Raw genomic sequence first — 10,907 nt, 5'->3', positions numbered from 1 at the left:
GAAACATCAACTTGCATATGGACATTATAGGGAAGCAACTCTGCGCCTCAAAAACAAAACTAGCAGAGTCAGGGAAAGCACCTATATCAATTTTTCGCAGACGGCATCGTTACTCTCGTCTCGGTTGCTGAGACGCTCAAAACTCTTTCCTCCGGCTTTGCGAGCTTGAATGTATGCGGTGCGGCCACGCCGACAATCTGGCGGCCGCGGAGTCGATTCTCCTTCGGTGGGCGGCGCACCAGAAGGACGCGTAGGCTACTTGCTATTCGGCTCAGATTGCCGCTATAGCTGCCGAAAATAGCGACCTTCCTGCGACAATCGATTTGAGAAAGGGATAACGAGACGTCGCCCTCCTGCGGTCGCCCGACATTGCGGCATTAAAAAGAATGGTGCAATCCGGCAATTACGCCAAGCTGAGTGCCATTGGAAGACGGTCCGACTGTGAAGATTGCGGCTTTCGCGCCACCAGATGCCTTTTCGAGGAGCGCATCCGCATAAAGCTGAGTCGCCTTGGAAAGGGCGTAGACGCTTCCCACTGTGTATTCCGTCCAGCGCATGCCCGACAATGTGGTCGTGAAGGCACCTGCCGCGATCGAGTATGCCGGGGTCACACGATACGTCGCGCCTCCATCGATTGTTTGGTAAACGTCGGAGCGCTGTCCGCTCGTCAGTTTGGTCCTCGTGTACAAGGCATGCAGCGTCAGCGTGTCTACGACGTTGTACGTCGCGCCTGCTCCCATGTTCTCAATGCGGTCCGCCATGTAACTTGATGCAGGCTGACCTTGGAACGTAGAAAGCCCCGTCGTCGAGACCAAGACAGACCGATTATGCTCGTCAGAATAGACAGCACTAGCTCGTAGCGGCCCACGCTCGAAGTTGATTCCTACGCTGAGGTTACGGCCGAATCCGAAGTTGGCGGTATTGCCCAATCCCAGCATGGCGCCAGCCGATAGCCCGCCGTAGTTTGAAGTCGTGAACTTCAAACTATTCGAATACTGCACATTACTCGTCGCGGCGAGCTCATCGATGTTGCCTGGGTGAAACATATACCAGTCGGCCGCGTTGTAGGCGGTGCTGAGCGGGCCCAACCAGTCAAAGTTGAACGGGGTCTGACGTCCGAGTGTAATAGTTCCGAGTCGGTCCTTCGTCAGCCCAACGTACGCCTGGCGGTTGAAGATCGTTCCCGGCAACGCCATGGCGCCTGTGGTTGTATAGAAGCCGTTTTCCAAGCGGAAGACTGTTTTCAAGCCGCCGCCCAGGTCCTCTTGTCCAACTAACCCGAACCTATCGGGAGACATGGTGTTGACCGTGGTCCACTTGCTGGATCCACCAACATCGTTGAAGTATCCGATGCCGACGTCCTGGCTGCCGTACAGCGAGACGTTTGATTGTGCCAGCGCGGGACAGCAAGACACTGCTGTGCAAACACCTATCAGAATATTTCTCAATGGAGCCTCGTAATTTGTTTGTCTGCCGCGCAACGCATCTCCCGACCAGACGGGTCCGGCAAGGCTTAGGCGTCACGGGATCGTTGAGCATTAAAGCAACCGCATTAGGTATCCTCAAAATATGCCTGTCAAGCTGGTGACATCTATCAGAGGATATGACGCTTTGACTGCGATCCTCCTTGTCAAGTGGGTGCAGGGCACCATTAATCCCGTTTTAGTTTCTTAACGTATTTTTTCTTTGAAGTTGCGGACCATTGCTTTTAACCCCTGCGTGAAGCGCGCACTTGCATGTTCCCAGGCCTAAAGGTCTGCGCGGAAGTGCCGCTAATACGAACATTCTCATCGTGCGGTCTGGGCATTCGTGCTCGAGCGCGTGCAGCAATCTGCAATTTGTAGGATTCCGTATTACCACGCAGACCACTTATACGACTTTCTATTACATTTTGACGTTCAGTGCATTGAACATTGAGGAGCATCGCGTGAACAATAGCCCGAAGCATGCGCAATACATGATTACCCGGTCAAACAAGACATCGATACTTTACGCGAACGCTTCCTTTGCGCGTGCGGCCGGTTATTCGGTTGATGATGTAGTGGGCTCGGGTTACATGCGATACCTTGATCCCGACACGCCCAAAGAAGTGCTCCGGGACATTGGCGCGACTCTTTCAAGGGGCGTGCGGTGGGAAGGTATCTTAGGGATGCGGCGTCGCGACGGAACCGTCCTTTTTACGCGTACGAGTATGTCCCCGTGGTATGAGGGGGGCCGCATCGTAGGCACAACGACGGTAAGGACAGGCGCAACGGAGTCTGAAATTGCGGCTGCGCTGAGGTTGCACCGGCGCCTAGCTAGGCCCGGCGCGATGGTGGGACTGGACTGTGGTCGAACTGTGTACAGAAGTTGGGCCAAACCATTCAACGTTTTCCGCGTTACTCGGGACTTGGCCTCCCTCCTTGGAATCGCCGCCCTGCCCGGGCTGATGACAAGCGCCACGGTCCTGCTCTTCGAGGTGAATGGCAGTCATCTAAGCGCCGGTATGCTCCACGCGCTCCTTCTGTCAATTTCGGCAGTTTCATTGACGGCTGTAGCGCTGCTGCGTAAGCGGATGCGAAAGCCGCTGGTCGAATGTGAGACACAGTTGCACCTGATAGCATCGGGAGAGTTGTCATATAAAGCTAGTAATTCAGTCGCCGTTGCGGGCGACCCCCTGACAAACGCGTTGAACCTGACTCGGGAAAGTCTCGTATCCATGGTGTCTGAGTTGCGGGCTGAACTATCGGAGATGACAACGTCGATCGATCAGCTTTCCGAAGGCAACATGGATCTCTCCGGTCGGACCGAACGACAAGCTGCGGCGACAGCCGAAATTACGGCCACTCTGGGCAGGCTGGTTGAACTCGTCGGGAGCACGACCGGCCATGCTGAGAACGCTGCGACAGTTGCCAAAACCGCGACCGAGGGATCCCTTCGCGGCCTGCGAGCGGTCGAATCCGTTGTTGAATGCATGGCCGACATCGCTCGAGGTGCGGACCAGATGAAAGAAGTGACCAAAGCAATACAAGCGATCGCCGCTCAAACCAATCTTCTCGCGTTGAATGCCGCGGTCGAAGCGGCAAGGGCTGGTGAGCACGGGCGCGGCTTCAGTGTGGTGGCGCAGGAAGTCCGCAGGCTCGCTGCCAGTGCTTCCGAAGCAACCGCCGACATCGGCACGCTAATCCAACAGTCATTGCAACGAGCCAAAGAGGGTCAAACGCGCGTCGACGTGGCGCACCTCGTCATTAAAGATCTTGCGCAAGCTGTCGATACCGTCGGCGATCTGATGAGCGAAGTCTCGGGCGGGAGCAAGCAGCAAAGCGCCTCGCTCGACGAGATTCATCATCGGCTCGGCCAGATTGATGAAGATACGCAGAGAAACGCCGCATTAGTCGAACAGACGACTGCTGCAACGGAAGCTCTTGCCGTCCAAGCTCACGCGCTCGAGTCAACGGCTGCCGTCTTTCGCTGAGGTTTTGTATCAAGCGACTCACGTATTTTTGAGTTACCTTATACAAATAGCTACTATTTTGCGACGAGCTGCAACGCCTTCAGAAGACAAGTACGGGGTTTTCCCCTTCAGGCGCGATTTATTATTTTTTACTTCGCTCCTGGCCATATAATGACCGAATAAAATCCGGCGTTTTATATTTGGAACAGATCGGAAAGGTCCCCAACCGGGCACGCCGAACAAATTTGGGCCGCAACTCCTGGCGCAGTTGTTCCAAGAAAGGCAGGCGGCCCAGGTGCGGCGACCAGTCATCCAGAGCATAGAGGAGAGCCATGGGGATGCAGCCATCGTCCGATGCGAAGGACCCGTCTATCGGTATCAGCTTGCCCGATCCGCATCACCCGGACGGGGAATGGCATATGGACCTCCTGAGCAAGGCACTGTCTGACCTTCGGTCAGATACGGTCGTCACCGGGAGGTTTACGCTCTCCGCGCCGTGGGCTTTTGTGAAGCCGGCCGTCCCAGGCGTTCCCTTCCGGATGTGTACCGGTAACCCCTTCTACCTGGTCGTTGAAGGCATGCATCCGGTCTTTGTACAAGAGGGCGATTTCGTGCTGCTGCCGCACGGCCATCAACATACGTTGTGTTCGTCGCTTGACATCCCGGCTATCCCGTTGGCAACGCTCTTGCGTGAGAACGATGTACATCCGAGGGTAAACACGCCGCTGACCGTCCGCGCGGGCGGAAACGGACCTGTAAGCGACATCTACACGAGCATTGTCGGATTCCGGGAGACTCGCCGGAATCCCTTTTTGTCGGTCCTGCCTCCTCTGATTCACATCCATTCGGGGGATCCTGCCGTTCCTCCGTGGCTGAAAGCTACGCTTACGAGTTTCATAGAGGAGTCCATGAGCTGCCAACCGGGATGGGCAATGGCTGCTTCGCGACTTGCCGACGTGCTTTTCATTCATCTATTGCGCGCGTATCTAACCAATACCGCCGCGCGCGACGCCGGTTGGCTTAGAGCAATGACCGACACGCATCTCGTCAAAGCGATGGCTCTGATTCATCGGCAACCGAGCCGTCCCTGGACCGTTGACGATCTTGCCGCCGAGGCGGGGATGTCCCGGTCGCGCTTCAGCGCGCGGTTCCTTGAACTTGTCGGGGAGACTCCGATCGCGCACTTAACTGCTTATCGCATGTACCTAGCCGCCGGGCAATTGATGCACGGCAAAGCTCGGCTAATGGAAGTGGCTCACAACGTCGGATATTCGTCAGAGAAAGCCTTTACTCGCGCTTTCCGAAGATGGGCAGGTATGCCCCCGATGAAATATGGCAAGACTGCAACCGATATGCGCGATTTGACCGGCTATCCGTTCTGAAGGTTAGTGAACAGTTGAAACGGCAGCGCCAAGTGCCGTCCAGACGATCAAGGGCCCTCAAAGTCCGAGCGACTTTAAATAGCGCGAAGGTTCGGAGATGGACTCGGGACGGTAATTCAGCCGCAGCGACAATTCGTCTGCCGCCGCTCTAACCTTCTCGACGAGGCCGCTTGCAAGCTCTCGGGCCGTAATCTCGGCTCGCGGAATAGTTACAGTGATGACTGCGGTAACTTGTCCAGCATCGTCCCGAACAGGAGCTGTAACGACCGAGATTCCGCGTTCAAACGACGATTCGCTGACCACGAATCCGCGTTGGATATCCTCCTGGATCAACTTATACAGCTGGGTGACTGTCCGCGGAGTACGGTCAGTGTATTGTTGGAGCTTTGATTCGGGGAAGAGAGCCTTCAGTTCTTTAAAAGTTAGCCCGCTCATAAGAAGTCGGCCGTGTACGGTTGCGTGAGCGGGAAGCCTCGTTCCGACATGAACCCGAACCGACGAGAACCCGGACTCATAGCTTTGAGCCTTGGCAACGAACACGATGTCTCGTCCGTCGCGAATTACAATGTGGCTGGTGAATCCGGTCTCATCTCTCAGCCGCTCGATAATAGGGCCACCAAAGTCTGTCAACTCGAGGGAGCTCAGATACTCGAATCCGAGGCGCAACACGGCAACTCCCAGTCGATAGCTTTTGTCTTTGTCAGCGCGTTCGAGAAAACCGAGCGATTCCAGCGTTTGCAGCAAGCGAAAGACAGTCGTCCGAGGAATTCCTAACCGCCTCGCTAGATCCGGTGCGCCAAGCACCGGCTCGCGCGGCGAGAATTCCATCAATATACGCAACCCCCGGTCAAGTCCAGGCACCAAGTACGGATCGCCTCTGCTATCCAAACCGACATCTTCGTCATTATCCCTCGTCATACTCGTTCGCTCTCGGTCGCGCGCCCTGGGTTGGCATGTCTATGAACTCTTAGTGTAATTTATCGGGCCACCCCTTGTCACGGTCGCTCCAATCGGCGGAGATGGGTATTTAGGCAGCCTCATCCGGACCGACTGGCTTCCTCATTTTCCAAAGGAACGGCGTTACGACAATTGCAATGGTTGCTGCGGCTGCAGGATATAGCGGCAGCCCCCACTTGCTGTACCGTGCCAAAATCTGCATGACAACCGGCGTTGTCCCACCAAAAACAGCCGCGCCGACGTTGTAGACGCTGGCAATCCCCGTCATTCGCACCTGGGCCGGAAAGCTTGCGACAAGCGGGTTATAAAGCATAATCGAGCCCGATAAAAAAAGACCGAGCGCGCAAAACCAAAGGTGCAAATTGTCGGGCGTGACAAATCGATAAAAACCGAAAAGCGTCAATATCAATGCAAGAAAGGTCGTAACGATTACGGAACGCCAGCCCAAAAGATCGACGGCCAGACCGCCAATGATTCCGCTGAAAAGCATCGTGACTTGTAACCAAAACAAAGCGTCGTTGACGATTCTGGCGTTGTAATGCAAGGAAGTTTGAAGGTAGATAGCTGGAAACAGATGGACCCCAGGGACGATTACGCCTGGTGCAATGCTCAACAACAGACATAGGATCGTCTCAGCTTTATACCGTTTAAAAAGCTGCCGGAACGGCGTCCCTCTTACGAGGTGTCTCCGCGCCGAAAGATCGCGGAAGACAGGCGTCTCGCTAACGTAGCGTCGAAGGAAGGCAGAAACAAGACCGAAAGCACCGCCGAGGATGAACGGCACCCGCCACCCCCGCATTTGGAACGCTTCCGCACCCATGTGATGAAGTAGCATAGTAATGACGCCGGACGCCAAGACAAATCCAAGTACGACGCCTGTCCCTAGAACGCCGAATGCAAGCCCCAGCCGACGCTCCGGCACATGCTCCGACACGAACACCATAGCCGTTGGCAGTTCGCCGCCTAACGCCGCACCTTGCAACAGGCGACATGCAAGCAGGCCAAGCGGCGCGCAGACTCCGATCTGTGCATATACCGGAAGTAATCCGACGCCAAGAGTTGGGGCTGCCATCAGCAGCACACTTACCGCGAACATTTTTTTCCGACCCAGTTTATCCCCGAGGCTTGCGAGCCATATTCCCCCAAGCGGGCGCGTCAGGTATCCCGAGGCAAATATTGTCAACGTTTCTAGCTCGCGAAGCCATTCGGGACTGGATGCAGGAAAAAACAATCGACTCGTGAACGGCGTAAGAAAGATAAAGACTGTGAACTCGTAGTACTCTAGCAATCCGCCCATGGACGCCAACGCAAGTACTTTGAAATGTTCGAGACTGAGCGTTTCGCTTTTATCGCCCGGCGCTTCAGTCGTAGTTGTACTAGCTTTTACGTGCATTTATCGTCCGTTGCCGATACGTGACTATTATGCGATCCGTCATTATTCGATCTTCAACAGCCATCAAATGTGGCGCGTCGTCCCACCCGACACTTCTAACCGAGCACCAGTGATGTAACTGGCCTGCGAGGAGACGAGAAACAAGATAGCGGCGGCGGCTTCTTCAGGACGCCCGAAACGGCGAAGGGGAATGTCTCGCTTATTCGCTTCCTGCACAAGCCAGTCGTCATAGGTCTGACCCGGGGCTTTCCGCTTTTCATAACGGCGCTCCCACTGCCCACTGGCAATTGGCCCCATCGTCACAGAATTCACGCGTATCTCGGGCCCCAACGCGCCAGCGAGAGACTTCGCGAGGTTCAACACGCCACCGCGAGCCGCAGAACTGGTCAACAAATGCGGCTCGGGTTGCGTGCTAACAGTGGAGTTGACACAAACAATGCTTCCAGCCGCGTGCCGCTTTAGCGCGTCCGCAAAGACGCGGATGGGATGCACGTAGCTGAAGAACTTCAGTTCGAGTTCGTTGCGCCAATCTTGAACCGTATTTGTGAAAAAGTTGCCTTCTTTCGCCTCACCTGCATTACAAACGAGGCCATCGACGCGTCCGAAGTGTCGGATTACTGCGTCATGCATCGCTTGCACGTCGTCGCTATTGGTGACATCGCATCGGAGTGCCAGGACATTGTCGCCTGCAATGCGACCCAGTTGCTGCCGCGCGTTGCTCAAACGCTCTTCGTTTCGTCCGCAGATGACGACGCGGGCTCCCTCCATAAGCAGTTGTCGGGCCGTTTCAAGCCCGATGCCCGACGTGCCGCCGGTGACCACCACCACTTTGTCTTTCAGCTTCAAATCCACGATTCAGCCTCTCTTATCCTGTCATGTGTGCAGCACACACTCGAACTCAAAATCGAGCGATGGTGTTAGCTACAACTGCGTCGTCATCAAGACCGCGTCTATCGATCGTCCCTATGGAACGAACGCATTTCCCCGTCAAGCTCCTCGAGAACCTTTCCCTTCGTTTCCGGCGCAAGATAGTGGATGCAAATCGCCGCTGCGACCGGAATGACAGCAAAGCAAAAAAACAAAAGTTGCAGGTTGCCGTGAAGCGTTAGCTTGCCGGTAAGCGCCGGTGCGACTATCGCCGCGACCTTGAGCCAACCGCCACCAAGCCCGCAAGCGAAGGCACGGATGCTGGTGGGATACAACTCCGGCGTATAGACGTAAGCCGTCATGAACCCCGAGCCCATGAAACCCAATCCCAACGCGCAAAGAAGAGCGACCAAATAGATCGATGAGCTGTGAAATACTCCGGCAAGTGTCAGGGAGACGGCGCACAGCAAGAAGGACGCCGTGATCACGGGCTTTCGACCGACTTTGTCCACCAGCAATGCGCAAGCTAGGCCGCCCAGCAAGACGAATATCGACGCTCCCACCGACAAGTTCAAAGCCAGCTGAAGCGGCGCTCCATACGAGTCCCGGTATATCGTGGGCAGCCATGTAGCTAACCCGTATTGCAAGGCGCCCGAAGTTACCCAGAGCATCGCTACCGCGATAGTACGTTTGGCGAAGGTGTGGCCGAACAAATCACGCACCCTGCGCGACGGATGTGCCGACACCATGTTGTCGAAATCTTGCAGCCGCGTTACCGGCGGCAGAGGACCCTTTACTGTTGCCTCGAACGCTGCAAGCGCGCTGCTTGCTTCTGAGAAGCGGCCTTTCTCCGCCAACCAACGAGGAGACTCCGGAACAACCCACCGCACGAGCGCGAAGATGATGACAGGCACACCGCCAATGAAGTACATCGTTTCCCAGCCTAGGCGCGGCACTATAAGCGCCCCAAGACCGTTCGACACTAGCAGTCCAATAGGAAAAACGAGCTCGTACAGAAGCACGAATTTCCCCCGGCCTTCGGCTCGAGTGATTTCGTTTATGTAGGCCGCTGCTACCGGCAGCTCGCCACCCAGTCCTAGACCTTGGATAACGCGGAGTGCCACGAAAACGGCAAAGGTCGGCGCGAATCCACAAGCTATACTTGCCGCGCCAATTATTCCGGAGCTCCACGCGATCGAGCGCACACGGCCGTACCGCTCAGCGATAGCGGGAAAAAGAAACGTACCGATGAGTTGGCCAACCGATCCCGAAGCTATCAGGAAGCCGACTTGTGCAGGTGAAAGTCCCCATTTCTGAATGAGAAGCGGCAGCGTGGCAGCTATTACGATGACGTCGAAACCATCGAAAAACGTCGCGGTGCCAATGAGCAGCCGAGCTCGAACCTGCATGGCGTTACGCGGCAATCGCTCCAATCGAGCTATCAAGGACCCCTTGCTCGGCTCTGCGGGATCCGCAGTTTCAGCCGAAGCGGGCCCTCCTATATCCATTACTTTCATTGGCGTCTCAGTTGGCTAAAACTGCGTCAGGCGAGAGGAACCGTCGCGTCCATCAAAACTTTCCGGTCGACCCTTCGGCCTTGATTCATCCATTTGCGGGCAAGCTTCAGATCGCGGGCAGCGTTAATTGCTACGACCCCTCTGACCATGTCGTCGCGTAGAAAAAACAGCGTTGCACGCTTTGCGTCAAGATTTCCGCGGACGATCGGCTCAGAATCGACTGGAACGTCACCAAGGATTTGCAAGTTGACGTCGTACTGGTCCGACCAAAACCACGGTATCTCTGCGTACGGTGCCAATATCCCAATTGACGCCTTTGCAGTGGCTATCGCTTGGTTCTGTGCATTAGCCCACGATTCCAGTCGGACTCGGCGTCCCACCCAGGCGTTCATATGATTCGCAACGTCGCCACACGCGAAGATGGTCGGATCTTCGGTGGCTCCGTATTCATCGACGACAATCCCGTCTCGCACCTGCAACCCAGCAGCTTCAGCCAACGCGGTGTGCGGCGATAATCCAATGCCCGCCACCGCAAAATCTGCGTCAATGCATTCACCGCCCTCAAGCTTGGCAAGAACACGGCGGGGATCGTCGGGATGATCCTCGAGGGAGCATAGGCCAGCACCGATCCTCAGTTGTACGCCGTGTTTTTGATGCAAATCTGCCAAGAACGTTGAAACCACAGGGGGCACGGTCCTGGCGCAAAGCCTTGCTGCGCCTTCGACGACCGTAACATCCACTCCCAACTTTCGGGCGGTTGCGGCAACTTCAAGCCCGATCCAACCCCCACCGATCACGAGCAGACGCTTGATGTCACGCAAGCGAGCACTCAACGCGACGGCATCGTCGATCGTGCGTAGATACGCGAGGTTGTTCGTTGCCCCTTGCGCCCCTTGGAGACGCCGGGCAGCGCCCCCGGTTGCAACAATCAGTCGATCGAAGTGAAGTTCGCGGCCTTGCGCCGTACGAAGCAGATGCCGACCGCGATCAATGTGTACCGCGAGATCGGGTTGCCAACATTCCACATTGAGCGCCTCAAGTTCGTCAGACTTCACGACCGATAACGAATCTATGGTCGCATCGCCCGATAGAACAGCCTTGGACAGGGGCGGCCGCTCATAAGGAGCATGGACTTCGTCGGCTACCATGACGAGGCGCCCGTCAAAGCCTTCTTTGCGCAAGGTCTTGAGTACCCATCCCGCCGCCTGGCCGCCGCCGACCACGGCGATGGTCCGGGGCGGATCCACCTTGGCGCTATCAATTTGCTCAGTCATTTGAGCGCTCCGTCATGAAGCGTCCATCGGGTGCTTTTGCGTTCTTCTGGCGGCGGGTGTTGCCATCGAGTCCGCCATCGATTG

Annotated in this window: 8 protein-coding genes and 1 pseudogene; 3 read left to right on the top strand and 6 right to left on the bottom strand. The window is 56.0% G+C overall.

Going from position 1 to position 10,907, the window contains the following annotated elements; translation table 11 throughout:
* Positions 1-377: 377 nt before the first annotated feature.
* Positions 378-1,448 carry a porin gene (locus AWB76_RS37940; protein WP_061165215.1) on the bottom strand — a complete coding sequence of 357 codons (1,071 nt, stop codon included), beginning with the start codon at positions 1,446-1,448 and terminating at the stop codon, positions 378-380.
* Positions 1,449-1,957: 509 nt separating this feature from the next.
* On the opposite strand from AWB76_RS37940, the pseudogene AWB76_RS43195 reads away from it, so the two are divergent.
* The 3 genes and pseudogenes from AWB76_RS43195 to AWB76_RS37930 form a co-directional block, all read left to right on the top strand.
* Positions 1,958-2,230: pseudogene (locus tag AWB76_RS43195) on the top strand (PAS domain-containing protein); the annotation flags it as partial.
* Between the two features lie 501 nt (positions 2,231-2,731).
* Positions 2,732-3,454, top strand: coding sequence for a methyl-accepting chemotaxis protein (locus AWB76_RS42570; protein ID WP_244173697.1), 723 nt, complete (start codon positions 2,732-2,734; stop codon positions 3,452-3,454).
* Positions 3,455-3,771: 317 nt separating this feature from the next.
* The gene (locus tag AWB76_RS37930; RefSeq protein WP_244173695.1) at positions 3,772-4,815 is read left to right on the top strand and encodes an AraC family transcriptional regulator; all 1,044 of its coding nucleotides are present in this window, start codon (positions 3,772-3,774) and stop codon (positions 4,813-4,815) included.
* A gap of 57 nt (positions 4,816-4,872) precedes the next feature.
* Here the strand turns inward: AWB76_RS37930 and AWB76_RS37925 are convergent, their stop codons facing one another.
* The 5 genes from AWB76_RS37925 to AWB76_RS37905 all read right to left on the bottom strand — a co-directional run bounded on the left by AWB76_RS37925 (position 4,873) and on the right by AWB76_RS37905 (position 10,823).
* Positions 4,873-5,733, bottom strand: a complete 861-nt coding sequence (locus AWB76_RS37925) for an IclR family transcriptional regulator (RefSeq protein ID WP_061165213.1) — start codon at positions 5,731-5,733, stop codon at positions 4,873-4,875.
* A gap of 109 nt (positions 5,734-5,842) precedes the next feature.
* On the bottom strand, positions 5,843-7,165 hold the full coding sequence (locus AWB76_RS37920; RefSeq protein WP_061165212.1) for an MFS transporter: 1,323 nt from the start codon (positions 7,163-7,165) through the stop codon (positions 5,843-5,845).
* Positions 7,166-7,228: 63 nt separating this feature from the next.
* Positions 7,229-8,017: an SDR family oxidoreductase gene (locus tag AWB76_RS37915; protein ID WP_061165211.1), complete on the bottom strand. Its 789-nt coding sequence runs from the start codon at positions 8,015-8,017 to the stop codon at positions 7,229-7,231.
* A gap of 98 nt (positions 8,018-8,115) precedes the next feature.
* The gene (locus AWB76_RS37910) at positions 8,116-9,549 is read right to left on the bottom strand and encodes an MFS transporter (RefSeq protein ID WP_061165210.1); all 1,434 of its coding nucleotides are present in this window, start codon (positions 9,547-9,549) and stop codon (positions 8,116-8,118) included.
* 26 nt (positions 9,550-9,575) lie between these two features.
* A complete protein-coding gene (locus AWB76_RS37905; protein ID WP_061165209.1) occupies positions 9,576-10,823 on the bottom strand; it encodes an NAD(P)/FAD-dependent oxidoreductase in 1,248 nt (415 codons plus the stop codon).
* Positions 10,824-10,907: the final 84 nt, after the last annotated feature.

The sequence above is a fragment of the Caballeronia temeraria genome (assembly GCF_001544795.2).
Classification (GTDB): domain Bacteria; phylum Pseudomonadota; class Gammaproteobacteria; order Burkholderiales; family Burkholderiaceae; genus Caballeronia; species Caballeronia temeraria.
Note: the sequence above shows the minus strand (reverse complement) of the source record. Positions and strands in the feature narration are given on the sequence as shown.